Source organism: Stutzerimonas stutzeri (assembly GCF_024448895.1).
In the GTDB taxonomy this organism is placed as follows: Bacteria; Pseudomonadota; Gammaproteobacteria; order Pseudomonadales; family Pseudomonadaceae; genus Stutzerimonas; species Stutzerimonas stutzeri_Q.
In genome coordinates this window covers 90953-117868 of the sequence record NZ_JAMOIC010000017.1, presented here as the reverse complement: position 1 = coordinate 117868, position 26916 = coordinate 90953, and the positions used below count along the sequence as shown (strand labels likewise).

The following is a 26916-nucleotide window of genomic DNA, read 5'->3' as shown; positions in this document are numbered from 1 at the left end:
CGATGAGCATCAAGATCATCAAGGGTGAAGGCCGCTCGTGGCGCCCGTTCCGCTTCCCGCCGCGCGTGCGCAGTGCAGCGGAATTGGCCGACAGCCTGGCCGGAGACCCGGCGGCGATGCAACGCGCCGTGGCCGATGGCTTTCAGGAAGGCATCGACAAGGGCTACGAGCAGGGTCTGGAGCAGGGCCGCGAGGCCGGGCATCGCGAAGGCTTCGAGCGTGGCATAGAGGACGGCAAGGCCATCGGCCGTGAAGAAGGCCGCGTTCAGGGCCGTCGCGCATTCGACGAAGCGGCGCGGCCCATGGATGCGCTGGTCGAGCGTTTCGACGGCTTTCGTCAGGAGTTCGAGCAGGCGCGCCGAGAGCAGGTGCTGGAGCTGGTGCAAAAGGTCTCCAAGCAAGTGATCCGCTGCGAGCTGACCCTGCACCCAACCCAACTGCTGACCCTGGCTGAGGAAGCCCTGGCGGGTATGCCGGGGGATCAGGAAGACGTGCGCATTCTGCTCAACCCCGAGGAATGCACCCGCATCAAGGAGCTGGCGCCCGAGCGCGCGGCGAACTGGCGGCTGGTGCCGGATGAAAAGCTGGCGCTCGGCGAATGTCGCGTGATCACGGCACAGGCCGAAGCCGACATCGGCTGTCAGCAGCGCCTGGATTCATGCATGGACACGCTGGGCGAACACATCAGGGCGGAAGCCTGAGATGTCCCTGCGCGAGAGCTTCCGGCTCGACGAGGCGCTGCGCTCGCTGGATACCGTGCAGCTGGCGAAAGTCAGCGGCCGGCTGGTGCGCGTCTCCGGCATGCTGCTGGAAAGCCTCGGTTGCCAGCGCATGACCGGCCAGCGCTGCTTTGTCGAGCAGGGCGACGGCAGCATGCTCGAAGCGCAGGTGGTGGGCTTCAACCGCGATATCACCTATCTGATGCCATTCAAGAAGCCGGTCGGGCTGACCTCCGGCTCGCGCGTGTTTCCGGCGCCGGATGACGCCAAGTTGCATATCGACGAATCCTGGCTGGGCCGGGTGGTCAACGGCCTCGGCGAGCCGCTGGATGAAATGGGCAAGCTCAGCGGACGTGATCCGCTGCCCACCGAGCTGCCATCGGTGAACCCGCTCAAACGCAAACCGGTCAGCGAGCCGCTGGACGTCGGCGTACGGGCGATCAACGCCATGCTCACCCTCGGCAAGGGCCAGCGCGTCGGGCTGTTCGCCGGCTCTGGTGTCGGCAAAAGCGTGCTGCTGGGCATGATCACCCGGCAGACCAAGGCCGATGTGGTAGTGGTCGGGTTGATCGGCGAGCGGGGTCGCGAGGTGCAGGAGTTTCTGCTGCATTCGCTGGGCGAGGAAGGCCTGAAGAAGGCCGTGGTCGTCGTCGCGCCAGCCAACGAGTCGCCCTTGATGCGTCTCAAGGCCACCGAGCTGTGCCACAGCATTGCTGCCTATTTTCGCGACCAGGGCAACGACGTGCTGTTGCTGGTCGATTCCCTGACCCGTTACGCCATGGCCCAGCGTGAAATCGCCCTGGCCCTGGGTGAACCGCCGGCTACCAAGGGTTATCCGCCGTCGGTATTCGGCATGCTGCCGGAGCTGGTGGAGAGCGCCGGCAACGGTGCCAACGACAACGGCAGCCTGAGCGCGCTGTACACGGTGCTGGCCGAAGGCGATGACCAGCAGGACCCGATCGTCGATTGCGCACGGGCGATTCTCGACGGGCACATCGTGCTGTCGCGCCGCTTGGCCGATGCCGGGCACTACCCGGCCATCGACGTCTGCGCCTCGGTCAGCCGCTGCATGAGCCAGGTTGGCCAGCCGCCGCACCTGGGCGCGGCCCGCCAACTCAAGGAGTTCTACAGCACCTACGAGAAGATCAAGGAGCTGATCCCACTAGGCGGCTACAGCCCGGGCGCGGATCTCAAAACCGATCGCGCCGTGAAGCTGGCACCCACCATCGAGCGCTTTCTGCGCCAGGAAGTGGGCGAGGCCGCGGAGCTGGAAACCAGTCTTGCCATCCTGCAGAGCATCATCAAACAGCCATGAAACAGCAGATCGAAACGCTCACGCGCCTGGCCAGCCTGCGCGGCAACCGGGTCAAGCAGATGCTCGGGCAGGTTCAATTTCAGCAGAACCTCTGTCAGCGCTATCGCAACAACATCACTGGCCTGAGCCGTCTGTGCGGCTTCAGCGTGCCGATGAGCACGCCGCTGCAGCGCGACAATCAGCAGCGCTACAAGGCTACGCTGTACAAGATGGTCGAGCTGCAGCGGCGCGAACTGGCCGTGGCCGAACAGGCGCTGGTGCGCATTCAGCAGGAGTTGCTGCAGGCCATGCGCAGCGAGAAGGTGGTCGAGCACGTGATCGAGGCCAAGATGCAGCAGTGGCAGCAGATCCTGACGGCGCAGGAACAGAAGATTCAGGATGGTCTGGCGGCACAGACTTGGTGGCGTAGCCAGATTGCGTAGCCAGCGTGGTCGCCTCGTCGTGTAGGAGCCAGCTTGCTGGCGATCATGGGCTTGCGCCACGTGGAATTGTCAGCAATACCCAGGCGCTTCTGGCGCCTACGGGTTTCAGATGGCGCGGAGTCGATAGTCGACCGGGGCTAGCCCAACGCCACTCGTCCTGTGTTTGCAAAAAACATTTAAGGTTTTCGCCCGAGCGGTCGCTTGTTAGGCAGTAACCACCGAGTTGGAACGAAAATCATGGAAATCAGCCGGCACTTCAAGCCCGCCTCCGTCACACCTACCGAGCTTTCCACGGCCCGTCAGGTCGCCGCTCGCCCGGCTGCTCAGCCAGCCGCACGTCAAGCCGAGAGCCTGCCGTTGGAACAGATGCACGAAGCCCTGCGCGCCATGCCCGAGGTCGACCTCGACCGCGTCGCCGCGATCAAGCAAGCCCTGCAGCGTGGTGAGATCTCCACCGACGTGGGCGAGCTGGCGAGCAGCATGCTGAGCTATCACCGCGGAAACGATGCGTGAGCCAGCGCGAAAAACTGCTCGCAGTCGTAGATGACGACCTTCAGCAGGATTGCGGTGATTACCTCGTCCTGCGCGAGCTGATGCAGGAGCTTTACGGGCGTCTGCTGGAACGCGACGTGCCCGAGATCGATCGCATCAACCTGCAGATCACCGTGCGTGTCGAAGCCATTGCCGCGCGTGCTCAGCGTCGCAGCAAGGTGCTGGCGGCTTTCCGCCTGGAAACGTCGGGCGTGGGGATGCGCCGTCTGCTGTCCAGCTGCGCCGGCGAGCGCGGTGAATCATTGCAACAGCACTGGCGACAGGTCGGTGATCTTGCCGTGCAGTGCCAGCAGTTCAACGAGCACAACGGCAAGCTGCTCGCTATGCACCACGACATCCTTCAGCAACTGCTCGCCAGTGGGCAGGACGCGCGGCTCTATTCGCCCCAGGCCTACTGAGGCGCAACGTTCGACTCCCTGCGCCTTCCGTTAGGCAAGCGCGCCGCGCTGGCCTCAAGTTGGGGTAACCCGCCCGCATATCCACCGCGAATGTTGAATGGGAAAGGAGCATCCGCCACTGCATCCAGTGGCGCTTGAAGTCTCCTATAGTCCCGCCGATCGCCAGCAAGCTGGCTCCTACAGCGGCAGGATCGTCTGTCGTGACACGCTCAATCTCTACGCATCGCTTTTGGTAGGAGCCAGCTTGCTGGCGATCAAAGTCTGCGGGCGCTTCACCGAGGGCTTCGTCGCCCGCACCCTCCCCAGCTAATCATTTCATACCCTCTGTGACGTCCACCCGCGACTGCCCTGGCGTATTGCCGCGCTCGTTCCGCATGGATTAATCCTTTTCGGTGCCTGCTTTAACTACCTCACCTCCAACGTCGCCTTTACAGAAAGATGTTCCGCGCGTCGCACAGGCGGAAACGGCGTTTCCCCGTTTCCTCGTCGCGTCGTCTAGCGGAAGCCTTTTTTCTGCATGACTGGTCCTGAAGCGCCCGTAATTCGGGCATTACAGAACTGGCATCCAACTTGCTCTACTTGCTTCAAGAGGGGATGGTGATGGCTATAAATTCCGATTACGTAAAGCAGATGTCGACGCAGTTGGCCACCTACGAAGTTCAGTCTTCGCTGGACCGGCTTAATCGCAACGAAACACGCTACAAGGCTCAGCGCGATGCACTGAGTTCGCTGCGCACGTCGATGACGACTTTCAAGTCGGCCATCACCAAGCTGAACAGCACCACAACGAGCATGCTGACTAATAGCGCAACCTTCAGTCAGGAGGGTTTTGCGACGGCGACGGTGGGTACCACGGCAAAAGCCGGAACCTACGACTTCTTCGTCGAGCGCTTGGCAAGCAAGCAGCAGGTCGCGGTGCAGGGACTGGTCGACGGCAGCCTGAGCGGCACGTTGACGTTGAATACTCAAGCCTTCGACCTGAGCGGCTACGCGACCCTGGACGAAGCCGCCACAGCCATCAATGACGCGGGCCTCGGTGTACAAGCGACGCTGGTTCGCAGCAACGGCGCAGTCAGTCTTGTGGTAACGAGCGCCGAATCCGGCGCAGCCAACGCGTTCAGCGCTGCGATCATGGGTAACGCGGCGGCGACCACGACCACGCTTTCCACCGCCCAGGATGCATTGATGCGTCTGGGCGGCAGTTATGGCGCGGGCGGCATCGAGCTGACCAGTGGCACCAACACCTTCGCCAATGTCATCGACGGCGTCAGCATGACCGTCAGCAAGACCCATGCGGCCACTGACACCCCGTTGACCGTCACGGTTGGCCAGGACAAGGCCGGCACCCAGGCCAAGGCGCAAACCTTTATCGACGCCTTCAACGCGCTGATGACCAGCTTCGACTCGCTGACCGCCAGTGGCAGCGACAGCGCCAAGCGCGGCGCATTGGCGGGCGATTCCAGCGTGCGCTCCATCGAAAGCCGCCTCAACGGGTTGCTGCGGAGCGACTTCGGCGGCAAAAGCCTGATCGAGTTCGGCATCAGTGCCGACCGTAACGGCAAGCTGACCATCGACGCCAAGCGTTTCGAGGCAGCCGTGGCCAACGATCCCGCCGGCTTCGAGGAGCTGTTTACCGGTACGGACAAGCTGCTCGACAGCATCGACAAGACGGTCTCCAGCTACACCAGCACCACCAACGGCCTGCTGAAGAACCGCATGGACACCCTGGACATGAGCCTGCGCCGCATCGACGAGCAGTTCGAGAACCTCCAGCAGCAGTACGACACCCATTACAGCCGTTACCTCAGGCAGTTCACGACCATGATGCAGACCATGCAGGGCATGGAGCAGACCAGCGGATTGTTCGCCATGCAAAACACACAGCAAGCCTCGGGATCGTTCTTATGAGCTCCTATTTCCCTAACGAAAGTTACGACAGTTACCGCTCGGTAGATCTCGAAGCCCGTGCGGCTTCGGCTTCTCCCTACGAGCTGGTGCTGGTTCTCATGGATGGGCTGCTCGACGAGCTGGCCCGTGCCCGTGGGCATATCGAGCACAAGCGCTATCAGCAGAAGGGCGCTTCCCTGGAAAAGTGCATGAACATCCTGAACGGCCTCAATGGCGCCCTCGATGAAGAGGGCGGTGGTGAGGTGGTTCAGGGGCTGTCCCGCCTTTACGAGTACTGCATCTACCGGATCTCGGATGTCAGCGTGACGCTGTCGCTCGAAGGTCTGGACGAAGTGATCAACCTGCTCGGCGTATTGCGCGAAGGCTGGGAGGGCGTCAGTGCCGCGCGTAAGTGATAGCGAGCGCCTGATGGCGCTGCATGCTCAGCTGAAACAGGCGCTGGAAGGCAGCGACTGGCATGCCGTCGCAGCGGCTGACAACGCGATCCGCCATTGCCTCGAAACACTGGCCTCGCGTGCTGAGCTGGACGAGCCTGCGCGTGCCGCGAAGCACCGACTCAAGCAGCTACACGATGAAGGCCTGAAAGCCTGTGCCGATGAGTGCGAGCGCTTGCGCCTGCTCCTCTTGAACCACCTCGAGTACGCCGAAGGGCGAGCCGCCTATCAGCGCGTGGACATGTTCCAGGCCGGAGACAGAGGATGAACATCCAGTCGATATCAGATACGCGTGCTGCAGCTGCAAGCGCGGAGTCAGTGGCGCCCACAGCTGCACGGGCGACTGCTTCTGGACAACCTCCTGCTGGCCGTCGGTTGGCCGACGATGTGTTACGTGGCTTCGGCGAACGCATGCAGTCTGTATCGACCGAGACCGAAGGCCTGCCCTCAGAACTTGCGGCGGCTTTATTGCAAGGCGCAGTACCGGTACCGGCTGCCGAACAGGGGCAGGTGCTGCAGCTTGGCGGCAGTGCTGCTCAGGGTAGCGAAGCACCTCAGGAACTGACCCCTGAGCAGTGGCTGCTGGGGATGATCGATCAGCAGCAAACCGCTATTCAGGCGCGCGACGCAGGGCACGCTAGCGCTGCGCCGGTGCCGTTATCGCAAGCGCAAGCGTTGCCAGAGGCCGCTCCAGCACCCGCTGACCTGTTCACCTGGCTGCCGGGGCAAGCCCCGTCTGGCGAGCAGCAAGCGAATGCCGATACGACCGATCCGCTGGATGTGCTCGCGGCGGCTGGCTTTCAACGCCGCGCGGCCGAGCTGAATTCATTGACCCCGGCGGTCACGAAGCCGGTCGTCGATATGTCCCTTAATCAGCCTGTAGCGGCGCCCGCATTGGCCGACACCATGGCGGCTGCATCGCTGGAACCACTGCTGGAAGCCGTCGAGGCACTGGATGCCGGCGAGCCGCTCACCAGCACGGTCGAGCGCGGACAGACGACACCCGCCCAGGCGGCCGATCGTGCCTTGAAGCTGCAGGCGCCGGAGGCCAAGTGGGGCGAGCAGATGCTGCATGCGCTGCGTGAGAACGTCGACTTGCAGATCCAGCAGAAGATCCAGAGCGCCACCATCCGCCTCGATCCGCCGGAGCTGGGCAGCATGGAAATCATGCTCAGCCATGAGTCTGGGCGTCTGAACGTGCATCTGTCCGCAGCGAATGCCGACGTGGCGCGGCTGCTCCAGCAGACCAGCGAGCGCTTGCGCCACGAACTGGTGGGCCAGCACTTCGTACAGGTCAACGTGCAGGTCGGTGCCGACAGCGGCGGCCAGCAAGGCCAGCAGCGTCAGCGTGCGGCGCTGGCAGCCGAAGAGTTGCCCACTGCGGCTCGACAGCAGGAACAGCAACAGAGCCGGGAGAGTGGTCGCGCCCAGGATGTATTGATCACGGTTTGACCGGTTTCAACCTAATTAGCCAATTGTGAGTGTGTTATGTCCACGTCCCGTCTCGTTCTGCTGATGCTGCTGCTCAACGTCCTGACCGTTGCCGGTGGGGTTGGCGTCAGCTACTGGCTGCTCAAGCCCGGCCTTGAAGGGAGCAGTTCCGAACAGGTCGCTGCGGCCGAGCCGGCGGAGCCGTCCGAGTACGAGTTCTTCCCGGTCGAGAAAGTCATCGTCAGCGTGCGCGGTGAAGGGCGTGAGCACTACTTCGTGCTCGACCTGGTGCTGCAGGCGGACGCCTCGGACGAGCCGAAGAAATTCGAGCAGGTGGAACCCATCGTGCGTAACTCGGTGGTGGGCTACCTGTCTTCACTGCCATTTGCCGAATTGCGCGGGCTGAAGATCAGCGAGCTGCAGGAGCGTCTCGAAACCGTCCTGTTCGCCGACTTCGCCAGCAAGAACGCAGCCGTGCCGTTCAAGCACGTGCTGGTCAACAAGCTGATCGTGCAGTAAAGGCCGCGCCATGACCGCTACTTGCCCCATCGACGTCTACGGCGCTACGCCGGCCGGCCCATCGGTATTCGCACCGGCGGTCGAGCAGCGCTGGCTGATGCAGTACTTGCCACTGGTCAAGCGCATCGTCCGGCAGCTGTCGCTGCAGGCCAACCAAGTACTTGATCGTGAGGACATGGAGCAGATCGGCATGATGGGCCTGCTCGAAGGGCTGCGCCGTTACGGCGAACCCGATGAGCAGTTCGGCAAGTTCGCCTCGCTGCGTATCCGCGGCGCCATTCTCGATGAGTTGCGCCGCCAGGACTGGCGCCCGCGTCAGGTTCGCCAGCAGGCTCACAAGGTTCGCGATGCGATCCGCGACCTGTCGCGACAGCTGGGTCACGAGCCTAGCGACGAAGAGATCAAGGCCCATACCGGCCTAGACGAAAAGGAATACCAGGACTTTCTCTGTGCCGACTCATCCGAGGCGATCGAAAGCCTCGATGAACTGCTGCAGAGCGGCCATGAGCATTTTCCCGACACCACTGAGTTGTTCGAGGAGCGCCTGATCAAGGAGCGCGTGCTGGCACAGGCACTCGCGCGGCTGGACGAGCGCGAACGCCTGGTGCTGACGCTTTACTACCAGCACGAGCTGAGCCTGAAAGAAATTGCCCTGGTGCTGGAAGTCAGCGATGCCCGGGTCTGTCAGTTGAGCAAGCAGGCTATCGGCAAGGCTTGCCGGTTTTTAGGGGCTTCTGACGCTTCGATCGCGGCCGCGCCGGAGCCTGTTTTTGCGCGGGGCAAGGCATGAGGAGAGAAGTTTGGTTACTCCAAATGAACGACGAATAACGCTGAACCGCGCAAAAACAGGCCCGGCCCTTCGGGTTGCGCGGCAAATGACGCCATGCGGCGTCCCGCGCCTTGCGGAGCGCCGCCCGGCCTGCCGTCATTTGGCGCAGCAACGCGGCTCGCGCCGAAGCGTCAGCAGCCCCTTAACCGAAAGAAGTCAGTAGTCATGCAAAAAGTAATAGGTGCCTTCATCATCATCGGTTGCGTGCTGGGCGGCTACGCCATGGCCAACGGCGACATGCGAGTGCTCTGGCAGCCGGCCGAGGTGGTGATCATTCTCGGCGCGGCGCTCGGCAGTCTGGTCGTGGGTAATCCCAAGGAAGTTCTGATCGAGATGCTGCATCAGATCAAGGACGTCTTTTCCTACCAGCGTCGGGGCGAGGAGTTTCAGCGCCAGTTGCTGATGCTGCTTTATGAACTGCTCGAGATGGTCGACGTGGGCGGCCTGAAGGTGCTCGACTCGCATATCGAGGAACCGGAGCAGAGCGACCTGTTCGTTCGCTATCCGCTGATCCTCCAGGAAAAGAACCTGATGGCCTTCATCGCCGACAACTTCCGCCTGATGGCCATGGGCAAAATCAGCGCTCACGAGCTGGAAGGCTTCCTTGAACAGGAACTCGAAGCCATGGAGCACGCCTTGCTGCAGCCGGCGCGTTCGCTGCACAAGATCGGTGAAGCGATGCCAGGCTTCGGCATTCTCGCGGCGATCATGGGCATCATCATCACCATGGGCAGCATCGGCGGCAGCGTCGCCGAGATCGGTGCCCACGTGGCCGCCGCGCTGGTGGGCACTTTCCTCGGTATCTTCTTCTGCTACTGCCTGATGGACCCGCTGTCCAATGCCATGAGTCAGCGCATCAAGACAGAACTTTCCGCCCTTGAATGCGTGCGGACCACCCTGGTCGCCCATGTGGCCGGCAAGCCCACGCTGCTGGCGGTCGACGCCGGGCGCAAGCTGATCGAGCAGGACGTGAAACCCGCCTTCCGCCAGTTGGAAAAATGGGTGACGCAGTATGAGGAAGAAAGGGACGCCGCATGAGAAACAGGGGCAAGGGCGGGTCCGGTGGCGAGCACGAGATCATCATCAAGCGCCGCAGCAAGAAAGGCCATGACGATGCGCACGGCGGTGCCTGGAAGGTAGCCTTTGCCGACTTCACGCTGGCGATGATGGCGCTGTTCATGGTGCTGTGGATCATCCAGCCGCAGATAGATCAGTCCAACCCATCCTACGGAGAGATGGAGAGCAATCCGCTGGTCGATGGCGGCGCGGGTATCTTCGATGGCACCAGCCGTTCGCCCCTGGAACTTGACGGCATGCCGGTGCGCCCACCCCAGGCCGATGAAAAAACTGCCCGCGAGTCGAGTAACGAACAGGACGGTAGCCGCAACTACGGCTCGACCGAAGAACTTCAAAAGCTCGCCGCGCTGATGCGGCAAGTCGCCAGTGAGGTCGATGCGCTGGCCAACCTGGAAGTGGATGTGGTGCCCCAGGGCCTGCGCATCCTGATCAAGGACGACCAGCAACGCTTCATGTTCCAGCGCGGCAGTGCCACGCTTAATCCACATTTCCAGAAGCTGCTCGGTGTGCTGTCCGGCGTGCTGGCGAAGGTCGACAACAAGCTGATCATCAGCGGCCACACGGATGCCACGCCCTATCGGCAGAATAATGGCTACGACAATTGGAACCTGTCCGGTGATCGCGCCCTGCGGGCTCGCAACGCCCTGGTCGCTGCCGGACTGAGCGAGCGCTCGGTGCTGCAGGTAACCGCCCAGGCGGACGTCATGCCATTGGACCCCGAGGACCCTCATAGCGGCGCCAATCGCCGGGTTGAAATCCTGCTGCTGACCGCCTCGGCCGAGGCGCTGTACAAAGAGCTGTTCGGCGACAGCTACGGCAAGGTGCGCTTCTCCGAAAGCGGCGCGAGCTATAGCGGAGCTTCCGCGGATTAATCAGCTTGGGGGCGGTTGGCGGTAATGATCGCGCTATAGAGCGAGCCACTTAAGCTTGGATCGCGAGCAAGCTCGCTCCTGCGGAGTCGGCCGATGGCTGGCCCGGCAACGGAACAATATTTCGGGTTTGAATCTAGCAGACAGGCCGTTCGTAGGAGCCAGGTTGCTGGCAATGGGGTATTTGCAGAGACCGGATCGTCGGGATTCGCAGCGCCTTGATCGCGAGCAAGCTCGCTCCTACAGAATCGGCCGATGGCTGGCCCGGCAACGGAACAATCTTTCGGGTTTGAATCTAGCAGACAGGCCGTTCGTAGGAGCCAGCTTGCTGGCGATGGGGTATTTGCAGAGACCGGTTCGTTGGAATTCGCGGCGCCTTGTTCGCGCTCAAGTTCGCTCCGACAGAATCGGCCGATGGCTGGCCCGGCATACGGAACAATCTTTCGGGCCTGAATCTAGCAGACAGGCCGTTCGTAGGAGCCAGCTTGCTGGCGATGGGGTATTTGCAGAGACCGGCTCGTTGGAATTCGCTGCGCCTTGATCGCGAGCAATCTCGCTTCTGCAGGGCGGGCGATGGGCCCGGCAACAGGAAGAACGCTTCGGTTTGGTTCTGCGACATGCCGTTTGTAGGAGCCAGCTTGCTGCAAATGGGCGGCGTGGAGGCTGGATCATGTGAGCGCCGTTACTGGTTCAGGCGCTGGTGTTCACTGCTAGGCATGGGATGGGTTGCAGCGCCTATATCGTGATTCCGATAGGGGCCTCTATCAGGCGCACCGCAACCGCTGGCAGGCGTGTATTTCAACCGCGATGAGGGTGATCGTCTGCGCAATAGACCTGTTGGGTCTGCACGCCGTACAGACAGGCGCCGACCTGTTCAAGGGTGATTCGGGCACCCTTGTGAGAGCCATAGAACAGATTGAACATCAGTTCATCGTCCATCTGGTCTTGCGGCCCCAGACCGTGAACCTGGCCTTCTTCCACGACCAGCGACGCGCGACCTAGCAGATCCGTCTCCAGTCGACCCGACGCCTCGACGATAGCCGGCGCGTTGCGGGTCATCGAATAGAAGCGGCCCTTGTTGAAGACCAGGCTCTGGCTGACCTTGACGGTGCTGCCATCGCTCAGCACCACGTGGCCGCTGGAGCTGTAGCGACCGTCGAATTTGGACGATGCGCTGCCGGTAGTGCCCATGGCCACGAATGCCCACAACAGCAGGGCGGCTGGTGCCATTACCAGCAGCATGCGCTTGCCCACCGCTCCGGTTTCGTTCTGGCTGTTCATTGCAGGCACTCTCGTAAATGGTCGCTGGGGATCGTCTGGATCTTGCTTTTGTGAACCTTGAGCCAATTGACTCTTCCGTCGCCCTGCAGGCAGCGGATCTCGTAGAAGCCTGGAGACATGTTGACGATCAGGCGCGCCGGTTTGGCACTCACGTCGGCCAAGGTATCGACCAGATGTCGCGTTTCCTTAATCAGTGCATCGAGCTGGCGCTGGCTTTCCTCTACGTAGAGCACCTCCAGTGGCCCGGCCTCGACCGTCTGGGTGAACGACGGAGCCGACGTGCTGGCCAAGCGAAAGCCAAGAGTTGCCAGTCCCAGCAACACCATCATCCCTGAGCCGACCAGTGCCAGGGTCTGCCATGAACGGCGCCGAGGTTTTGGTGTGAGCGGCTCCGTTGTTGCTGGGGTGCTTGTTACAGGCAGCTCGACCGTCAACGGCTCGGCTTCTTCATTGATCGCCGATTCCGACGTGTCGATCGCAGGCTCTGACTTATCAATGATCAGATACTGCGGATTGAACAGATAACCTCTTCGCGGCAGCGTCTGAATAATCTGGTTGCGACCGTCGAACAGTGCCTGGCGCAGCGTATAGATCTGCTGGTTCAGGCTGCCCTGTCCTACGACACGCCCTTCCCAGGCGTGGGTCATCAGCTCATCGCGTGACACCACTTCACCCGGCACCTGCAGCAGCCGCTCCAACACACGGCTGCCGGAAAAGCCGAGATCCAGTGTCTCCTCAAGCTCTTCATGCGTGATCACCAGTTGGTAAAGCGCGCGATCGAAGCGGGCGATGCAACCGTCTCGGCCGGTTTTCAACAGGGGGCAGACGAAGCCATCGGTGGCCGAAGGGGTCAGAGATGAGGTCATGAGCGCCTGGGTTAGGTTTTGCGAATGGATGGTTTTACCGGTGTGATCACCTTGGCAAAACTGGACGGCGGCATATTGGCGTCGTTTTTTTGATCTCACAAGCTGATGGCACCAAAAAGGCGCCGAACGGCCATCGAGCCTCGAGAGCAAATACTTGAATGCAACAGGGCAGATATAGGTGCTAAAGCTGCGGTCAGCGGCTTAATTCGGCATATCTTGTGATGTGTGCGCTCGCTCAATCATCACAGCCGTTTGTCGGAGCAGGCCATTTAGGTATTCCAGAACGCAAAAGCCCCGACGAGTCGGGGCTTTTCGTTGCCGGTCAATGGCGACCGGCGATGTTGCGTACCGCTTAGCCCAGCAGGCCCATGACCATGCCTGGCATCTGACCAGCTTGCTTGAGCATGGAGATGCCCGACTGCATGAGCATGGAGTTCTTGCTCATGTTGGCGCTTTCGATAGCGAAGTCGGCATCCATGATTCGGCCTTTGGCCATCTCGGTGTTGTCCTTCATGTTCGCCAGGTTGTTGTTAACGTGGCTCAGACGGTTGATATTGGAGCCGAGGGTAGCGCGCATGCTTCCAATTTTGTCGAGAGCGGTGGCAGCCAGTGTGATAGCGCCGTTTGCCGTACCCTGAGCTTCAAGCTTGGTATCTGCCGCTGGCGTAGCGTTGAACTGGCCGTTAAGGGCGGTCAGCGCATCAGTTACAGCCTTGAGCTGAACAGTGGCATCTAGGGTCATTGTCTCAGCCGCGCTGGAGCCGATCTGGAACTTCATACCCCCTGCTGTGCCGAACTTGCCCGACGCTCCATCGACACCGAAAAGAGCGTCGCCAGCGTACTTAGTATTGCTGACGATGTTGGTCAGCTCTTTGCCTAGTTCATTAAATTCGGCCGACAAGGATTTGCGGTCGTCAGCGCTGTTAGTATCGTTCGCTGCTTGGGTCGACAGATCTTTCATGCGCTGAACAATGTCAGTCAGTTCGCTGAACGCGCCTTCTGCTGTCTGCAGCATAGAGGTGGCATCGCCAGTGTTACGCATGGCAACACCCATACCGCGGCTCTGTGCGTTCAGGCGAGTAGCGATCTGCAGGCCGGCGGCGTCGTCGGCAGCGGAGTTGATGCGCAGACCGGTGCCCAGGCGCTGCTGGTTAGTGCTCAGCGCGTTGTTGGACTTGTTCAGAGCGGTGTTAGTGGTAAGGGCGGAGTAGTTGGTGTGAATGGACAGTGCCATGATGATGATCCTTCGTGCGATTGGGCTGTTAGGAGCTGGCTTGACTGCCTGCTGAAAAGGTAAGGCGACAGCCCGTGCAGGAGGATTAAATCCTGACGTCAATTTTTTTTTAGATTCTTTCGGCGCGTCAGGAAGGGCGCTCTGGACTATTGGATTGACTCTCGCCGTCAACGCTTCGGGCCGCTCGGATCGCCAGCAAGCTGGCTCCTACAGTCCGCCGACAGTCTTTACGGCAGCCGCCGGGCAGTTGCGGTCGGTCGTAGGATGGGTTGAGCTTGCGATACCCATGAGCGCCACTGAATCGTTCCGATGGGTATCGCTGCGCTCAACGCCATCCTACGAGAGCGACAGCGTCCGAGCTTCCCTCAAAAAGTACTGGTCACCACTCCTGCTTCTATTACCTTCGCGTCGATCACCTTGCCGCTGCCCATATTGCGCACGCGGATAACGTCGTTTGGCTGGCCGTCAGCCAGGGCTTCACCGGAGGTGGAGGCTTCAATGCCGTCGTGGCTGGCAACGATCTTCACCGGTTGTCCACGTTTGACCGCCATCGCCTGCTCAAGCAGGGCAGGGGTGATGGTCTGGCCCGCCCGGATGCGACGTTTGGCGGCCAGGCCGGCGACCTCTTCGATGCGGTTGTAGTAGCCGCGGCGTGCCTTGGCGATGTTGATGCGTTGCAGCTTGAGGTCGTTGGTGGTCAGCGTCTGACCGCGATCGATGATGCCTTCGGCGTGCACCACCGGGAGAAAAACATGGGCTTGACCGGTGGCATTGAGCGACCAGCCGTCCGGGCAGCTGACGCGCAGTTGCTGCCGGTCCATCGCCGACGGCGCGTCGCCTGTGGCCTGGATCTGCGGCGTGCTGCTGCATTGGGCAAGCTCAGTCGAAGCGGCTGGCACGTTGATGTCGTAGCGCAGTTGCATCCCTTGCCAACCCTGGCGCGCCGCCTGGCCCTCGAGCATCACGCGCAGATGTTGTTCGACCGCCTGCCTTACCTGCGCGGCGGCATCGGCGCGTACTTGGGGGCTGATAGTCACCAAAAGCAATGCGACGAGGAAGCAGGCGGAAGCGGCTTTTCCGCTTCTCTTGCGTACAGCCGGTCCATGCGGAAAAAACCGCTCTTGCTTGTCCATGTTGCTGAGATTTTCAACTAAGTAAATCAATCACTTACCTTCTCGTGATGGTTCGGCACGCATTCTGCAAACACCCTCGCACATAGCTGCGGGCTGTCGTTCGGCCCGCCCAGGCTGCAAAGGGTATCGGTGAATGAGTATACGGATTGATGACGCCCTGGGCGTCCACGAGCGGGCCCTCGGTTTGCGCATGCAGCGCAGCGAGATTCTGGCGGCGAACCTGGCCAACGAAGACACCCCGGGCTTTCAGGCGCGGGACATCGACTTCAACAAGGAGATGCGCCGGCTGGAAAGCAGCACAGCACCGCGCGCCAGCATGGCCGGTAGCGACCCGCACCTGCTGTTCCGGATGCCGGGCCAGGCCTCGCAGGACGGAAATACCGTCGAGCTGTCGACCGAGCAGGCGCAGTTCTCGCGCAACTCCATGGATTTTCAGACCAGCCTGACCTTCGTCACGATGAAATTTCGTGGCTTGAAGCAAGCCATCGAGGGCCGTTGAAGCCATGTCATTCGATTCCATCTATCGCATCGCCGGCTCGGCGATGAACGCCCAGACCGTGCGGCTTAACACCGTGGCGAGCAACCTGGCCAACACCGACTCGGCCGCCAACAACGCTGCCGATGTCTACCAGGCGCGCAAGCCGATGTTCGCCGCCGTGTACGAGAACAACTCGCTGACCCGCGGCGTAGGCCTCGGTGGCGCACATGTACAGGTACTCGACGTGGTCACCTCCGGCGCCGAGCCCAAGCGCCGCTACGAGCCGGGCAATCCGCTGGCCGACGGCAGCGGCTACGTCTACTACCCCGACATCAACGAGATTGAAGAGATGACCGACATGATGTCGGCCACCCGCAGTTTCGAGACCGGCGTCGAGGTGCTCAACCGCGTGAAAAGCATGCAGCAGAGCCTGTTGCGGCTGGGAGAGTCCTGATGGCGGTGACCAATAACCTGCAGGGCAGCGGTTTGTCCGGCGCTGCAGCGAGCGATCTGCCGAAGCAGGCGGTGAACGTCAGCGATTCCACGCAGATGGAGAACAACTTCATCAGCCTGATGGTCGCGCAGATCAAGTACCAGGATCCGACCAAGCCGGTCGACAGCACCGAGTTCCTCAATCAGTTCTCGGCGATGTCCCAGGTCAAGAGCATGGAAAACCTGGCGACTCTCGCGCAGAACAATCTGGTGCTGACTGACAACCTGCAGACCCTCACCGCAGCCGGCCTGGTCGGCCAGCAGGTGAGTGTGGCGGTCGAGTCGCTGGATCTCAGCGGGCAGGCCGTGAGCGGCGGCTTCGACCTGAGCCATGCCTCGACCCGTACCGCCGTGCTGCTGACCGACTCCAACGGCGCGCAGACTCGCATCGAGCTGGGCGCGCAGTCGGCTGGCAAGGTGCCCTTCGTTATCGATCCGGCCAAGCACGGCCTGCGCGACGGCAAATACAGCGTCAGCATCGAATCGGAAAACGGCGAGTTCCCGCAGGTGGAAGTTGCCGGTCAGGTCTCCAACGTGCGCGTCAGCGCTGAAGGTCCGGTGCTTCAGGTCAATGGCGTCGGTTCGGTGCCGTTCTACAACATCCTCGAATTCGCCCAGGCCGATGCCGGGCTGCTCGGCGGCTGAGCCCCAGGGCTCGCCAGTTTTCTTTTCCCTTTAAGTATCGAGATCAGCCCATGAGCTTCAACATCGCCCTGACCGGCCTCTCCGCCGTCAACGAACAACTCAACACCATCGGCAACAACATCGCCAACTCCGGCACCGTCGGCTTCAAGTCTTCGCGGACTAACTTCGGCAGCCTCTATGCCGAAAGCCAGGCCATGGGCGTTGAAGTCACCGGCACTAGCCAGAGCATCAGCCAGGGCGGTGCCCTGACCACCACCAACCGTAACCTCGACCTGGCCATTTCCGGCGGCGGCTTCTTCGTAACCCGCGCGAGCAATGGTGACGTGGCCTACACCCGCGCCGGCGTGTTCGGCACGGACAGGGACAGCTACCTGACCAACAGCCTCGGCCAACGCCTGCAAGGTTATCCGGCCGATGCAACTGGCAACCTGCAGACCGGCGTGGTCAGCGACCTACAGATGAAGGCCGGCGGCCTGCCTGCCAAGGCCACCGACGCGCTGAGCTTCGTTGCCAACCTCGACGCCAACCAGGAAGTCCCAGCGGTCGCTTTCGATCCGCTGGTCGCCGACAGCTACAACTCCACTTACACCACCAAGCTGTACGACTCTCAGGGCAAGGAACACACCCTGACCCAGTACTTCGCCAAAACGGCGGACAACAGCTGGAACGCCCATTACTACGTAGACGGTGCAGCCGTTGCCGGCCCGCAAGCGTTGACCTTTGACGGCGCCGGCACACTTGCCGCGCCCATCGGCAAGGTGGCAATAAATGCTGCTCTGGCTGGCGGCGTAGACCCGTTGGCCATCCAGCTCGATTACAGCGGCACCAGCCAGTACGGCTCCGAATTCAGCGTGACCAGCAACCGCGCCACCGGCTATTCGGCCGGTGAGCAGACCGGCATGAGCGTCGAGAAGGACGGCAAGGTCTACGCCAGCTACTCCAACGGTGAGCGCCTGCTCCAGGGCCAGGTCGTGCTGGCCAATTTCGTCAATGCTGAAGGCCTGAAGAACATCAGCGGCACCGCCTGGACCGAAACCGCCGCCTCCGGCGCGGCCATGCTCGGTGCTCCGGGTGTCGGCCAGTACGGCAACCTGGCCAGCGGCGCGCTGGAAAGCTCCAACGTGGACCTCACCCAGCAGTTGGTGGGCCTGATGGAAGGCCAGCGTAACTACCAGGCCAACACCCAGGTGATCTCCACCAACAAAGAACTGACCCAGGTCCTGTTCAACGCGCTCTGAGGCTGATCCATGGATCGTTTGGGATACACGGCGATGACCGCTGCCAGCCGCACGATGATGTCGCTGCAGGTGCGCTCCAACAACCTCGCCAACGTCAACACACCGGGCTTTCGTGCCGACCTCGAACGTGCTCAGGCGGTGGCGGTGGAAGGTCACGGCTACGACAGCCGGCATATGGCGGTGGTCGAGAACAACGGCGTGAGCATGGCTGCGGGGCCGCTGATGGCCACCGGCCGCGAGCTGGATTTTGCGGTCAAGGGCACCGGTCTGATCGTCCTGCAGGATGGCGACGGCGAGGCCTATACGCGCCAGGGCAGCATGCAGATCGATGCCGAAGGCCTGACCCTCAACGGTCGCGCTGTCATGGGCGAAGGCGGGCCTATCGAGCTGCCCGAGCATGATCGTGTCGAGATCGGCAATGACGGCACCGTGTCGATCATGGCGCCGGGCGACTGGATGATGGCCGAAGTGGACCGCATCCGCCTGGTCGACGTCGCGGCTGCGGACCTGATGAAGAACGAGGCCGGCTTGCTGGTCACGCGCAACGGTGAGCCCGCCGCGCCGAGCGAAGACGTGCGCCTGGCCAGCGGCTTTCTGGAGTCGAGCAACGTGTCGGCCATCGACGAGCTGGCCTCGACGATGAGCCTCAACCGCCTGTTCGAAACCCAGGTAAAGATGATGAAAGCCGCCGAGGACCTTTCCGACGCCGGCAACCGAATGATCCGCGGCAGCTGATCGGGAGATAACGCATGAATTCCGCACTTTGGGTCAGCAAGACCGGCCTGGCTGCACAAGACACCGCCATGGCGACCGTCGCCAACAACCTGGCCAACGTCAACACCAACGGCTTCAAGGCTGATCGCGCGGTCTTCGAAGACTTGTTCTACAGCATCGAAAAGCAGCCCGGCGCGCAGGCGGATGAGATCAACACCGTGCCGTCCGGCATTCAGCTGGGCAGCGGCGTGCGCGTCGCCGGCACCCAGAAGGTATTCACCGAAGGCAGCATCCAGACCACCGGCCAGCCGATGGATCTGGCGATCGTCGGGCGTGGCTTCTTTCAGGTCGAGTCGCCCAACGGTGACATTCTCTACACCGAGAACGGTCAGTTTCAGCTCAACGCCGAAGGCGTGATGGTCAACGCACAGGGCCTGCCGCTGACGCCAGCCATCGAAGTGCCGCAAGGCAGCACCGGCTTCACCGTCGGCGCTGATGGCATCGTTACGGCTGTTCTGCCGGGTGACACCCTGCCGTCCGAGCTGGGTCAGATCACGCTGGTCAACTTCACCAACCCGGGTGGCCTGGAAGCGCTGGGCGGCAATCTCTATCGCGAAAGCGTTGCCAGCGGTGAAGCCGTCGAAGGCGTGCCGGGCGAAGAGGGCCTCGGCCAGCTCAAGCAGGGCGTGCTTGAAGGCTCGAATGTGCAGGTTGTCGAGGCCATGGTGGCGATGATCGCCATCCAGCGTGCCTACGAGGCCAACGCCAAGGTGCTCGATGCCGCCAGCGGCATGCAGCAGTTCCTCAACCAGACCGTCTGAGAATAGTGATGCGTACGCCCATTCTGCTCGTCGTGCTGGCCTTGCTTGGCGGCTGCGCCAGCTTCAACGAGATGCTGCCGGAAGAGCCGTCCAGCGAATACGAGCCGCTGGAGCTGGACTACAGCCTGCCGCCGACTACCGGTGGCGGTCTGTTCCGCTCCGGTTACAGTGGCTCGCTGATCAGCGACAAGCGCGCAGTGCGGGTCGGCGACATCCTCACCGTGGTGCTGGACGAATCCACCCAGTCGAGCAAGAGCGCCGGTACCAGCTTCGGCAAGGAGTCGAGCGTTGGGATCGGCGTGCCGACCATTCTCGGCAAGACCTACCCGGACGTCGAAACCTCGGCCTCCGGCGAACGCGAGTTCAAGGGCTCGGCCAAGAGTTCGCAGCAGAACACCCTGCGCGGCTCCATTGCCGTCAGCGTGCATCGCGTGTTGCCCAACGGCACCTTGCAGATCAAGGGCGAAAAGGCCCTGCGCCTGAACCAGGGCGACGAGTACATCCGCCTGACCGGGCTGGTGCGCATCGATGACATCAACCGCTACAACCAGGTGTCCTCCCAGAGCGTGGCCAACGCGAAGATTTCTTACGCGGGTCGTGGTGTGCTCAACGACAGCAATTCGGCCGGCTGGCTGACGCGGTTCTTCGCGTCGCCACTGTTCCCTCTTTAAGTGATGGCCCTTGGAATGACTAGCCCGATGCGATCCCTCAAGCTGTTTCTCGCCGCCGTCGCGCTGTGGCAACTCCCGGCCCAGGCCGTGCCGCTGATGGACCTGGTGGATGTCGAGGGCATTCGTGGCAACCAGCTGATCGGCTACGGTCTGGTCGTGGGCCTCGACGGCACCGGCGACAAGAACCAGGTCAAGTTCACCAGCCAGTCGGTGACGAACATGATCAAGCAGTTCGGCGTGAATCTGCCGCCGAACGTCGACCCGAAGCTGAAGAACGTCGCTGCGGTGACCATCACCGCCACGGTGCCGCCGTCCTACAGCGCCGGCCAGACCGTTGATGTCACGGTTTCTTCGCTGGGCGACGCCAAGAGCCTGCGCGGCGGCCAGTTGCTGATGACCCCGCTGCAGGGTGTCGACGGCGAAATCTATGCGCTGGCCCAGGGCGCGGTGATCGTCGGTGGCGTCAACGCCGAAGGCGCTAGCGGCTCCAAAGTCGCGATCAACACGTCTAACAGCGGCCTGATTCCTAATGGAGCGACGGTCGAGCGGATGATCCCGAGCGACTTCACCGAACGCGCCGAAGTGATGCTCAACGTCCGTCAGCCGAGCTTCCAGACCGTCACCCGTGTCGTCGACGCCGTTGACGCCTACTTCGGTCCCGGCACCGCTACGGCACTGAACGCCACCAAGGTCTCGATCCGCGCGCCGGTTACCAGCACCCAGCGCATGAGCTTCATGGCCATGCTCGAACGTTTGGAAGTCGAGGAAGGACGCAGCCGGCCAAAAGTGGTGTTCAACAGCCGCACCGGTACGGTGGTGGTCGGCCAGGGTGTGCGGGTGAAAGCGGCAGCGGTTGCCCATGGCAGCCTGACCGTGACCATCAGCGAGCGGCCGCAGGTCAGTCAGCCGAATGCATTTGCGGGTGGCGAAACCGTTGTCACGCCGCAGTCGGACGTCGCCATCGAGCAGGATCGCAAGGCGATGTTCAAGTGGCCGGAAGGCGCGAGCCTGGAAAGCATCATCAACACCATCAACAGTCTTGGCGCCACGCCTGACGACGTGATGAGCATCCTGCAGTCGCTGGAGCGTGCTGGCGCGCTCAACGCTGAACTGATCGTGATGTAACAAGGGACCGGTACCGGCCGCCCGCCGGCAGGTCGGACCCGCAGCAGATTCTGAATAGGTTTTGGCGCATGAGCATCGTATCCCTTCCGCAACACCTCGCTTCCATGCGCAACCGCGCCGATGGCCCGACCGCGGCACGGCGCCAGCAGCTGGAAGTCGTCGCCGAACAGTTCGAGGCGATGTTCCTGCAGCAGATCCTCAAGCAGATGCGCAAAGCCGGCGATGTGCTGGGCGCTGGCAACCCCATGCGCAGCCGCGAGCTGGACACCATGCGCGATTTCTACGACGAAGTGCTCGCCGATACCCTGGCCGGCAAGCGTCAGACCGGGATTGCGGACATGCTGGTGCAGCAGCTCAGTGGCGGCGCGGTAAATACCGCCCCGGTGCCAACTGCGCTGGCAGGGCACTCGGGCAGTGGTATTCAAGGTGGCGGACAGCACTCACTTCGCGGCACCTGGCAGCGTGGCGTCGATGCGCTGGACAGCGCTTGGGAAAGTGGCAAGGCGGGCTTCAAGTCGTTGGTCGACAGCGTCATCAAGCATGAGTCGAGTGGCAACATCGCCGCCGTCTCGCCAAAAGGCGCTCGCGGCCTGATGCAGCTGATGCCCGGCACGGCTCGGGACATGGCCGCCGAATTGGGTCTGCCGTTCAGCGAAGCGCGGCTGACCACAGATGCCGAGTACAACAAGCGCCTCGGCAGCGCCTACCTGAACAAGATGCTCGATCGCTACGACGGCCATCAGGCCCTGGCGCTGGCGGCCTATAACGCCGGCCCCGGCCGGGTGGATGAGTGGCTGAAGAGCCATGGCGATCCGCGCAAGGGCGAAATCGGCACCGGCGCGTGGGTGCAGAAGATCCCCTTTACGGAGACGCGTAATTACACCCGCAACATCCTCAACGATCTCAGTGCCGCCTCGCCGGTGCCGAGCGAACCGCGGGCCCAGTTGCAGGCCTTTCCGCCTGTCATGCCGACGACGCTTAATTCCAGTGGCGATCCGGTCGCTCTTTCTACTGGGCGCAGTGTTGTCTCTGGCGCCCGCCTCTCGGTGGCGTTCGCGCAACCGATCCGGATCGAGCCGAAGGAAGTCGTGTCGTGAGTATTCTTGGTCAAATTGGCTACAGCGGCGTTCGCGCCTCGCAGATCGCCCTGTCGGCGACCGGGCAGAACATTGCCAACGTCAACACGCCGGGCTTCAGCCGTCTGACGCCGGACCTCAAGTCACTTGGCGGGCAGACGTCAGTCAGCATCGGTGGGGGCGTGCAGGTCAGCAGCATCCGTCGGCTGTCCAACGACTTCCAGAATCAGCAACTCTGGCGCGCCACTACTGACAAGAGCTACTTCAATACCAACCAGCAGTATCTGACCGCCCTCGAAGGCCTGATCGACAGCGAAGGCTCAAGCGTCAGCGTCGGCCTGGACAACTTCTTCGCCGCCCTCAGCGAAGCCAGCTCGACCCCCGAATCCATCGCCCTGCGCCAGCAGATCATTGGCGAGGCCAAGCAGCTGGCCCAGCGCTTCAATGGGCTGAACAGCAACATCGGTACGCAGCTCAATGCCCTGCAGGGCCAGCGGGTCGCGATGACCAGCGAGATCAACGGGCTGTCCGGCAACATTGCCGAGCTCAATGCCAAGATCCGCGAAATGGAATCGGCCGGACGCGATACCGCGACCCTGCGCGATACGCGCGAAAATTTGGTGAAGGACCTCAGCCAGTGCGTTGGCATCCGCGTTCAGGAAGCCTCGGATGGGACACTCAGTGTGTCCTTGGCCAATGGTCAGCCGCTGGTGGCCGGTGCGACCGCCGGACAGCTGAAGGTCAATGAAAACGTTGCCGGTGAGCAGGAGATGACTCTGGTCTTCGCCAAGACCACCTTCCCGTTGAATCATCAGGGCCTCGGCGGTTCGCTGGGCGGCCTCTACGACACGGAATACGGCGCGTTGCGCCCGGCTCAGCAGGACCTGCATGACATGGCGGCCGCCGTCGCAACCTTGGTCAACGACACGCTGGCCGGTGGCTTCGACCTCAATGGCAATCCCGGCCAACCGCTCTTCAGCTACAACGCCGGCAGTACCAGCGGCATGCTTGCGGTGAACGCGCTCGGCGCATCGGAGCTGGCGTTTTCCGCCGCGCCGGGAGAGGTCGGTAACAACAAGGTGCTGCTTTCGCTGCTCGAAATGAAATCAGCCGGCATTCAGGTTGCCGGCAACACCGTGCCACTCAACGACGCCTACGCCGGTCTGGTCGGTCGTGTTGCCAGCGCCAGCCGCCAGAATCAGGCCGACCTCGGCGCAGCGACCACCGTCACGGCGCAAGCCCAGGCCCAGCGTGACAGCGTCAGCGCGGTGAATCTGGACGAGGAAGCCGTCAACCTGATGGCCTACGAGCAGGCCTATCAGGCCAACATGAAGGTCATCAGCACTTCCAACGATCTGTTCAACGCCGTATTGGCGATGTTCTGAGCCGGTCACTACCGGCTCGACTGACGAGAAAAGACACCATGCGCATCTCCAACGCCCAGATCACCGCCATGATGCACGGCTCGATGAATACCAGCTCCGAAAAGCTCGGCAAGCTGATGCAGCAGATGGCCACCGGCGAGCGCATGCTGCTGCCCTCCGACGACCCGATTTCCGCCGTGCGTGTGCTGCGCATTGAGCGCGAAGAAGCGACCCTGACCCAGTACCGCACCAGCATCGCCAACGTCTCCGGCAACCTCTCCAAGCAGGAGGCCAACCTCAAGGCCGCCTCGGACACCATGCTCAACGTGCGCGACCTGCTGCTGTGGGCGGCCAACGGCAGCAACACCAGCGAAGACCTGGCGGCCATTGCCAACGAGATGGGCAATCTGGAACGAACCATCCTCAGCTTTGCCAACGTGCGCGATGAAGAAGGCCGCTACCTGTTCTCCGGCACCCTTAGTGATCGTCCGGCGATCACCTTCGATGCCGCGACCGAGAGCTACCAGTTGACCGGCAACGATCAATACCGCCAGGCGGCAGTCGCCAATGGCGTACTGGTCGAGGAGAATGTCACCGCCGCGCAGGTCTTCGGTGGCGGCGTTGGCATGCTCAACGACCTCAACGCGTTGGTGAAAATGCTCGCCGACCCGGCACTGGACGCCAACGATCCTGCGGTACAGGCATCGATCACCGCTACGCTGACCAGCCTCGACAAGACCCACGGCGACCTGCTGGGCGCCGTCTCGGAGCTGGGCGGGCGGCAGAACACCCTGACGCTGCTGTCGAACAGCAACGAAGATGTCTCGCTGGTGAACAAGAAGATCGAGGGCGAGCTTTCGCAACTCGATTACGCGACCGCCAGTATCGACCTGAACAACTATCAGCTGTCGCTGCAGGCGACGCAGAAAACCTATTTGAAGATCAACGGGCTGTCGCTGTTCGGCATGCTCTGACCGAGGTAGCGTGAATGAAGATTGGCAAGCAGCTCCCCGCTGTTTCCGCAATCAACCCGCAGGAGCGTCGCGAGGCGCTGCTGCGGGATGCACCCGCGTCGCTGCGTGCCGGTGCGCCGGCCGAAACACCACACACCGAAACGGCCACCAGCAAGAGCACCAGCTTCAGCCTGCAGCTCAACCAGCAGCTGTCGTCCATGCAGTCCGCGGACAGCTACCTCGGCGATCTGCAAACCCGACTGTCGCAACTCAAGCTCAGCCTCAGCCGGCAGATCAGCACGCCGCAGCCTGATGGCGAGGACAGCATCCGCCAGGCCGTGCAGCAAGTGGGTGAGCTGCTCAAGGAGCGCAGCCTGCGCTCGGGCAACTCACTGGACGCCAATCTCAAGCTGCGCCTGACCGAGCCGGTGCGTAGCCGCTTCAGTCTGCAGGGGCTGGAGTCGCTGGAGAATATTCGTCAGTCGGGCCGCGAAACCCTGTTGTTCAGCGGCGGACGTCAACTGGCAGAGCCGGTTGCCGTGGTGCTCGACGATGACATGAGTGACGAGCAGATCCTGCGGCGCTTCAATGGCAGTCTGGGCCAGGCTGGCATTCGGGCTGAGCTGGACGCCAACGGCGAACTCCGCTTCTCCGCGCGTGAAGGCGACTGGCAGAAGCTCAAGGATCAGTTGGCCGTGCAGGGTGAGGGCAAGCTGTTCGACAAGGGCCGTTACGTTCGCGTGCAGAGCCAGGAAGATCAGTTGCTGAGCTTTCCCGAAGAGCTGCAACTGGACTCGTTCCGCGAGCTGCGTCGACTGCTCGACTCGGTGGTAGCGGGGCTCGACAAGGTCACCTCCCTGCGCGAACAGCTGAGCAATCGGCAAAAGGAAATCCGCGAATTCCTGGCGCGCCAGGCGCATGCCGATGAGAAGCAATGGGCCATGGATTTCTCGCGCTCGGTCTTCAATCTGATGCAGCGCAGCCCCACCAGCTACGCCGCGGTCACCCAGACCGTGGTGGCGCAGGCCACCATCAGTCGTTTCGCGGTGGTAAGCCTGCTTTCCTGATTCATCCCGCAGCGGCTGCGGTTTCTAAAGCCCGCTGCGGTCGATGAACTTCACATCCGAAGGTCGGCCCATCGGCAGGGTCTGCAGGGTTTCGCCCAGCAGCCCGCTGTCCGGGTCGCGCTGCAGCACCACCAGGGCATCGCTCTTCTGGTTGGCGATGAGCATGAAGCGCCCGCTCGGGTCGATGGCGAATTCACGTGGCTCACGACCTTCGCTGGCCCGGTCCTGGATCTCGCTCAGGTTGTCGTTTTCCTCGATGGCGTACACCAGGATGCGGTTCTTCTCGGCGCGATCACTCACATAAAGGAAGCGGCCATCCGCCGAGGGACGAATCGCGCCTGGCGAATGCTGGCTGGTGTCGCCGCCGGCAGCTAGATCCACCAGTTGTCGCTGCACCAGCGTGCCGTCGACATGATCGAAGCGGGCCACTTGCGCGCTCAACTCCAATGTCGCGTATGCCTGGCGCCCGTCCGGGCTGAACGCCAGATGGCGTGGGCCGCTGCCGTCCGGCAGGTTGATGGCGGCCGGCTCGGCGGGCGACAGCGGGCGCTCGGCATTGCCCGGGTCGTAGCGGTAGACGAATATCTTGTCCGCCCCCAGGTCACTGACGAACAGCGTCTTGCCGTCGGGCGACATCACCGCTGAATGGACGTGGGCTGATTGCTGACGCTCCGGGTGTTTCTCGCTGGCCTTGTGTGTGGCGATCTGGGTCACCGGCGAGAGCGTGCCGTCCTTGCCCAGCGGAACTACCGCAAGGCTGCCGCCGGGGTTGGCCCGCGAGCCGTAGTTGGAGACGAACAGGTAGCGGCCGTCGTGGCTCATGGTCAGGTGCGTAGGTTCGTCGCCGAGGGTGACCTGCTGGGCCAGCGCCGAAAGCTTGCCGCTGGCCGCTGCAATCATGAATGCGCTGACGCGGCCCACCGGGTCGGGGTGACCGGGACCGTTCTCGTTCGCCGCATAGAGCCGGTTACGGGTGAGGTCCAGCGTCAGCCAGGACGGATTGTGGGTGCGCATCACCTGCAGCGGCTGTGGTTCGAGGTAGCCGCGTTCGGCGTCGAACTGCATGCGGTAGATGCCTTCGCTATCGCCTTCGCTGGTGTAGCTGCCGATCAGTACTTGATACATGGGTGCTGCTGCTCCCGTGGTGCTGAATGCCAATAGGGCCGCGGCGATGCCGTGACGAACTCGTAATAGGTGGCGCATGGCCTTGTTGCTCCGTGGGCTGCTGTTCTTGTTTGTGCTGAATGGTCTGGCCCGGTTCCGGTTCCCCATGCTTTGGTGAATT

The 26916-nt window shown here is 62.2% G+C and carries 31 protein-coding genes; 26 read left to right on the top strand and 5 right to left on the bottom strand.

The window, feature by feature from the left end; translation table 11 throughout:
- Nucleotides 1-2: 2 nt before the first annotated feature.
- The 14 genes from fliH (at nt 3) to NA619_RS18580 (ending at nt 10476) form a co-directional block, all read left to right on the top strand.
- Nucleotides 3-701, top strand: a complete 699-nt coding sequence (fliH, locus tag NA619_RS18645; protein WP_255963292.1) for a flagellar assembly protein FliH — start codon at nt 3-5, stop codon at nt 699-701.
- 1 nt (nt 702) lies between these two features.
- Nucleotides 703-2034 carry a flagellar protein export ATPase FliI gene (fliI, locus tag NA619_RS18640; RefSeq protein ID WP_019341999.1) on the top strand — a complete coding sequence of 444 codons (1332 nt, stop codon included), beginning with the start codon at nt 703-705 and terminating at the stop codon, nt 2032-2034.
- On the top strand, nt 2031-2456 hold the full coding sequence (locus tag NA619_RS18635) for a flagellar FliJ family protein (protein WP_255963291.1): 426 nt from the start codon (nt 2031-2033) through the stop codon (nt 2454-2456). Before fliI ends, NA619_RS18635 begins: the two co-directional genes overlap by 4 nt.
- A 237-nt stretch (nt 2457-2693) precedes the next feature.
- Nucleotides 2694-2969: a flagellar biosynthesis anti-sigma factor FlgM gene (gene flgM, locus NA619_RS18630; RefSeq protein ID WP_255963290.1), complete on the top strand. Its 276-nt coding sequence runs from the start codon at nt 2694-2696 to the stop codon at nt 2967-2969.
- Nucleotides 2966-3406, top strand: a complete 441-nt coding sequence (flgN, locus tag NA619_RS18625) for a flagellar export chaperone FlgN (protein ID WP_255963289.1) — start codon at nt 2966-2968, stop codon at nt 3404-3406. Before flgM ends, flgN begins: the two co-directional genes overlap by 4 nt.
- Before the next feature lie 97 nt (nt 3407-3503).
- Nucleotides 3504-3716 (top strand): hypothetical protein, encoded by a 213-nt coding sequence (locus tag NA619_RS18620; RefSeq protein ID WP_255963288.1) that lies wholly within the window; start codon nt 3504-3506, stop codon nt 3714-3716.
- Between the two features lie 290 nt (nt 3717-4006).
- A complete protein-coding gene (gene fliD / locus NA619_RS18615) occupies nt 4007-5314 on the top strand; it encodes a flagellar filament capping protein FliD (RefSeq protein WP_255963287.1) in 1308 nt (435 codons plus the stop codon).
- On the top strand, nt 5311-5709 hold the full coding sequence (gene fliS, locus NA619_RS18610) for a flagellar export chaperone FliS (protein ID WP_255963286.1): 399 nt from the start codon (nt 5311-5313) through the stop codon (nt 5707-5709). Before fliD ends, fliS begins: the two co-directional genes overlap by 4 nt.
- The gene (locus NA619_RS18605) at nt 5693-6016 is read left to right on the top strand and encodes a hypothetical protein (protein ID WP_255963285.1); all 324 of its coding nucleotides are present in this window, start codon (nt 5693-5695) and stop codon (nt 6014-6016) included. The genes fliS and NA619_RS18605 overlap by 17 nt, the downstream gene beginning before the upstream one ends.
- A gap of 143 nt (nt 6017-6159) precedes the next feature.
- Nucleotides 6160-7200, top strand: a complete 1041-nt coding sequence (locus tag NA619_RS18600) for a flagellar hook-length control protein FliK (protein ID WP_255963284.1) — start codon at nt 6160-6162, stop codon at nt 7198-7200.
- 36 nt (nt 7201-7236) lie between these two features.
- Nucleotides 7237-7698 carry a flagellar basal body-associated FliL family protein gene (locus tag NA619_RS18595; protein WP_255963283.1) on the top strand — a complete coding sequence of 154 codons (462 nt, stop codon included), beginning with the start codon at nt 7237-7239 and terminating at the stop codon, nt 7696-7698.
- A gap of 10 nt (nt 7699-7708) precedes the next feature.
- Nucleotides 7709-8488: a FliA/WhiG family RNA polymerase sigma factor gene (locus tag NA619_RS18590; RefSeq protein WP_255963282.1), complete on the top strand. Its 780-nt coding sequence runs from the start codon at nt 7709-7711 to the stop codon at nt 8486-8488.
- 204 nt (nt 8489-8692) lie between these two features.
- On the top strand, nt 8693-9565 hold the full coding sequence (motA, locus tag NA619_RS18585) for a flagellar motor stator protein MotA (RefSeq protein WP_122168110.1): 873 nt from the start codon (nt 8693-8695) through the stop codon (nt 9563-9565).
- Nucleotides 9562-10476 (top strand): OmpA family protein, encoded by a 915-nt coding sequence (locus NA619_RS18580; protein ID WP_255963281.1) that lies wholly within the window; start codon nt 9562-9564, stop codon nt 10474-10476. The genes motA and NA619_RS18580 overlap by 4 nt, the downstream gene beginning before the upstream one ends.
- A 795-nt stretch (nt 10477-11271) precedes the next feature.
- Here the strand turns inward: NA619_RS18580 and NA619_RS18575 are convergent.
- The 4 genes from NA619_RS18575 to flgA all read right to left on the bottom strand — a co-directional run bounded on the left by NA619_RS18575 (nt 11272) and on the right by flgA (nt 14987).
- Entirely contained in the window at nt 11272-11754 is a 483-nt protein-coding gene (locus tag NA619_RS18575; protein WP_255963280.1) for a hypothetical protein, read from the bottom strand.
- Nucleotides 11751-12620 carry a transcriptional regulator gene (locus NA619_RS18570; protein WP_255963279.1) on the bottom strand — a complete coding sequence of 290 codons (870 nt, stop codon included), beginning with the start codon at nt 12618-12620 and terminating at the stop codon, nt 11751-11753. Before NA619_RS18570 ends, NA619_RS18575 begins: the two co-directional genes overlap by 4 nt.
- 352 nt (nt 12621-12972) lie before the next feature.
- Nucleotides 12973-13854 (bottom strand): lateral flagellin LafA, encoded by an 882-nt coding sequence (gene lafA / locus NA619_RS18565; protein ID WP_255963278.1) that lies wholly within the window; start codon nt 13852-13854, stop codon nt 12973-12975.
- Between the two features lie 365 nt (nt 13855-14219).
- Nucleotides 14220-14987, bottom strand: coding sequence for a flagellar basal body P-ring formation chaperone FlgA (gene flgA, locus NA619_RS18560; protein WP_255963277.1), 768 nt, complete (start codon nt 14985-14987; stop codon nt 14220-14222).
- 133 nt (nt 14988-15120) lie between these two features.
- Here flgA and flgB point away from each other — a divergent pair, with 133 nt between their 5' ends.
- The 12 genes from flgB (at nt 15121) to NA619_RS18500 (ending at nt 25631) form a co-directional block, all read left to right on the top strand.
- The gene (flgB, locus tag NA619_RS18555) at nt 15121-15486 is read left to right on the top strand and encodes a flagellar basal body rod protein FlgB (protein WP_255963276.1); all 366 of its coding nucleotides are present in this window, start codon (nt 15121-15123) and stop codon (nt 15484-15486) included.
- A 4-nt stretch (nt 15487-15490) separates the two neighbouring features.
- Nucleotides 15491-15919 carry a flagellar basal body rod protein FlgC gene (gene flgC / locus NA619_RS18550; protein ID WP_255963275.1) on the top strand — a complete coding sequence of 143 codons (429 nt, stop codon included), beginning with the start codon at nt 15491-15493 and terminating at the stop codon, nt 15917-15919.
- A complete protein-coding gene (locus NA619_RS18545; protein ID WP_255963274.1) occupies nt 15919-16602 on the top strand; it encodes a flagellar hook capping FlgD N-terminal domain-containing protein in 684 nt (227 codons plus the stop codon). The genes flgC and NA619_RS18545 overlap by 1 nt, the downstream gene beginning before the upstream one ends.
- Before the next feature lie 50 nt (nt 16603-16652).
- Nucleotides 16653-17840, top strand: coding sequence for a flagellar hook protein FlgE (gene flgE / locus NA619_RS18540; protein WP_255963273.1), 1188 nt, complete (start codon nt 16653-16655; stop codon nt 17838-17840).
- A gap of 9 nt (nt 17841-17849) precedes the next feature.
- The gene (gene flgF / locus NA619_RS18535) at nt 17850-18575 is read left to right on the top strand and encodes a flagellar basal-body rod protein FlgF (RefSeq protein WP_255963272.1); all 726 of its coding nucleotides are present in this window, start codon (nt 17850-17852) and stop codon (nt 18573-18575) included.
- 14 nt (nt 18576-18589) lie between these two features.
- A complete protein-coding gene (gene flgG / locus NA619_RS18530) occupies nt 18590-19375 on the top strand; it encodes a flagellar basal-body rod protein FlgG (RefSeq protein WP_019340569.1) in 786 nt (261 codons plus the stop codon).
- 8 nt (nt 19376-19383) lie between these two features.
- Complete coding sequence (gene flgH, locus NA619_RS18525) at nt 19384-20046, top strand: flagellar basal body L-ring protein FlgH (RefSeq protein ID WP_102837134.1); 663 nt, start codon at nt 19384-19386, stop codon at nt 20044-20046.
- 27 nt (nt 20047-20073) lie between these two features.
- A complete protein-coding gene (locus NA619_RS18520; RefSeq protein WP_179485182.1) occupies nt 20074-21171 on the top strand; it encodes a flagellar basal body P-ring protein FlgI in 1098 nt (365 codons plus the stop codon).
- 68 nt (nt 21172-21239) lie between these two features.
- Nucleotides 21240-22268 (top strand): transglycosylase SLT domain-containing protein, encoded by a 1029-nt coding sequence (locus NA619_RS18515; RefSeq protein WP_255963271.1) that lies wholly within the window; start codon nt 21240-21242, stop codon nt 22266-22268.
- Complete coding sequence (gene flgK / locus NA619_RS18510) at nt 22265-23632, top strand: flagellar hook-associated protein FlgK (protein ID WP_255963270.1); 1368 nt, start codon at nt 22265-22267, stop codon at nt 23630-23632. Before NA619_RS18515 ends, flgK begins: the two co-directional genes overlap by 4 nt.
- Before the next feature lie 38 nt (nt 23633-23670).
- Entirely contained in the window at nt 23671-24585 is a 915-nt protein-coding gene (gene flgL / locus NA619_RS18505) for a flagellar hook-associated protein FlgL (protein ID WP_255963269.1), read from the top strand.
- A gap of 14 nt (nt 24586-24599) precedes the next feature.
- Nucleotides 24600-25631 (top strand): hypothetical protein, encoded by a 1032-nt coding sequence (locus tag NA619_RS18500; RefSeq protein ID WP_255963268.1) that lies wholly within the window; start codon nt 24600-24602, stop codon nt 25629-25631.
- A 24-nt stretch (nt 25632-25655) separates the two neighbouring features.
- Here the strand turns inward: NA619_RS18500 and NA619_RS18495 are convergent, their stop codons facing one another.
- Nucleotides 25656-26834 (bottom strand): lactonase family protein, encoded by a 1179-nt coding sequence (locus tag NA619_RS18495; RefSeq protein ID WP_255963267.1) that lies wholly within the window; start codon nt 26832-26834, stop codon nt 25656-25658.
- Nucleotides 26835-26916 lie beyond the last annotated feature (82 nt).

Bases quoted from the DNA above. Each gene is read 5' to 3' on its own strand.
- flgB (WP_255963276.1), top strand. From the start codon at position 15,121: ATGAGTATACGGATTGATGACGCCCTGGGCGTCCACGAGCGGGCCCTC.
- NA619_RS18600 (WP_255963284.1), top strand. From the start codon at position 6,160: ATGCAGTCTGTATCGACCGAGACCGAAGGCCTGCCCTCAGAACTTGCG.
- NA619_RS18590 (WP_255963282.1), top strand. From the start codon at position 7,709: ATGACCGCTACTTGCCCCATCGACGTCTACGGCGCTACGCCGGCCGGC.
- fliD (WP_255963287.1), top strand. From the start codon at position 4,007: ATGGCTATAAATTCCGATTACGTAAAGCAGATGTCGACGCAGTTGGCC.
- NA619_RS18500 (WP_255963268.1), top strand. From the start codon at position 24,600: ATGAAGATTGGCAAGCAGCTCCCCGCTGTTTCCGCAATCAACCCGCAG.
- fliH (WP_255963292.1), top strand. From the start codon at position 3: ATGAGCATCAAGATCATCAAGGGTGAAGGCCGCTCGTGGCGCCCGTTC.
- flgE (WP_255963273.1), top strand. From the start codon at position 16,653: ATGAGCTTCAACATCGCCCTGACCGGCCTCTCCGCCGTCAACGAACAA.
- NA619_RS18575 (WP_255963280.1), bottom strand. From the start codon at position 11,754: ATGAACAGCCAGAACGAAACCGGAGCGGTGGGCAAGCGCATGCTGCTG.
- NA619_RS18570 (WP_255963279.1), bottom strand. From the start codon at position 12,620: ATGACCTCATCTCTGACCCCTTCGGCCACCGATGGCTTCGTCTGCCCC.
- NA619_RS18495 (WP_255963267.1), bottom strand. From the start codon at position 26,834: ATGCGCCACCTATTACGAGTTCGTCACGGCATCGCCGCGGCCCTATTG.
- flgG (WP_019340569.1), top strand. From the start codon at position 18,590: ATGAATTCCGCACTTTGGGTCAGCAAGACCGGCCTGGCTGCACAAGAC.
- fliS (WP_255963286.1), top strand. From the start codon at position 5,311: ATGAGCTCCTATTTCCCTAACGAAAGTTACGACAGTTACCGCTCGGTA.
- fliI (WP_019341999.1), top strand. From the start codon at position 703: ATGTCCCTGCGCGAGAGCTTCCGGCTCGACGAGGCGCTGCGCTCGCTG.
- NA619_RS18580 (WP_255963281.1), top strand. From the start codon at position 9,562: ATGAGAAACAGGGGCAAGGGCGGGTCCGGTGGCGAGCACGAGATCATC.
- motA (WP_122168110.1), top strand. From the start codon at position 8,693: ATGCAAAAAGTAATAGGTGCCTTCATCATCATCGGTTGCGTGCTGGGC.
- flgF (WP_255963272.1), top strand. From the start codon at position 17,850: ATGGATCGTTTGGGATACACGGCGATGACCGCTGCCAGCCGCACGATG.
- NA619_RS18620 (WP_255963288.1), top strand. From the start codon at position 3,504: ATGGGAAAGGAGCATCCGCCACTGCATCCAGTGGCGCTTGAAGTCTCC.
- NA619_RS18595 (WP_255963283.1), top strand. From the start codon at position 7,237: ATGTCCACGTCCCGTCTCGTTCTGCTGATGCTGCTGCTCAACGTCCTG.
- flgH (WP_102837134.1), top strand. From the start codon at position 19,384: ATGCGTACGCCCATTCTGCTCGTCGTGCTGGCCTTGCTTGGCGGCTGC.
- NA619_RS18545 (WP_255963274.1), top strand. From the start codon at position 15,919: ATGGCGGTGACCAATAACCTGCAGGGCAGCGGTTTGTCCGGCGCTGCA.
- flgM (WP_255963290.1), top strand. From the start codon at position 2,694: ATGGAAATCAGCCGGCACTTCAAGCCCGCCTCCGTCACACCTACCGAG.
- NA619_RS18635 (WP_255963291.1), top strand. From the start codon at position 2,031: ATGAAACAGCAGATCGAAACGCTCACGCGCCTGGCCAGCCTGCGCGGC.
- flgA (WP_255963277.1), bottom strand. From the start codon at position 14,987: ATGGACAAGCAAGAGCGGTTTTTTCCGCATGGACCGGCTGTACGCAAG.
- flgL (WP_255963269.1), top strand. From the start codon at position 23,671: ATGCGCATCTCCAACGCCCAGATCACCGCCATGATGCACGGCTCGATG.
- NA619_RS18520 (WP_179485182.1), top strand. From the start codon at position 20,074: ATGCGATCCCTCAAGCTGTTTCTCGCCGCCGTCGCGCTGTGGCAACTC.
- NA619_RS18515 (WP_255963271.1), top strand. From the start codon at position 21,240: ATGAGCATCGTATCCCTTCCGCAACACCTCGCTTCCATGCGCAACCGC.
- lafA (WP_255963278.1), bottom strand. From the start codon at position 13,854: ATGGCACTGTCCATTCACACCAACTACTCCGCCCTTACCACTAACACC.
- flgC (WP_255963275.1), top strand. From the start codon at position 15,491: ATGTCATTCGATTCCATCTATCGCATCGCCGGCTCGGCGATGAACGCC.